Source organism: Curtobacterium sp. MCBA15_016 (genome assembly GCF_001865105.1).
Taxonomy (GTDB): Bacteria; Actinomycetota; Actinomycetes; order Actinomycetales; family Microbacteriaceae; genus Curtobacterium.
The window spans coordinates 5806-6151 of sequence record NZ_MJGR01000036.1; the positions used below are offsets into that span (position 1 = coordinate 5806).

The window sequence follows — 346 nt, forward strand, 5'->3', positions numbered from 1 at the left end:
CGCGTCAGTGGCCCGCCGCTTCGGCGCCCTTCGGCACCTTGAGGAAGGACAGCACCACGAACGCGAGCACGTAGAGGCCGACGAACGTCCAGACGACGCCGCCGGGGCCACCCCAGGGCAGCACGGCGCTGACGACGGCGTTGCCGAGGAACGTCGCACCACCCGCTGCGGTGGCGTACATGGCCATCGCGGCGCCACGGCGCTCCTCGCCGGCGAAGGCGGGGACGATCGCGCCCATCGGCGTGAACCCGGCGAGCATGATGCCGAAGACGGTGCCGGCGGCGGTCGCCAGCCAGAAGCCCCACTCGGAGCCGGCCGGCACGAGGTGCGGGACGTACCACCAGGC

At 73.4% G+C, this 346-nt stretch carries 1 pseudogene; it reads right to left on the reverse strand.

The window, feature by feature from the left end:
• Positions 1–4: 4 nt before the first annotated feature.
• Positions 5–346 (reverse strand): annotated as a pseudogene (locus BIV03_RS15790) (arabinose ABC transporter permease); the annotation flags it as partial.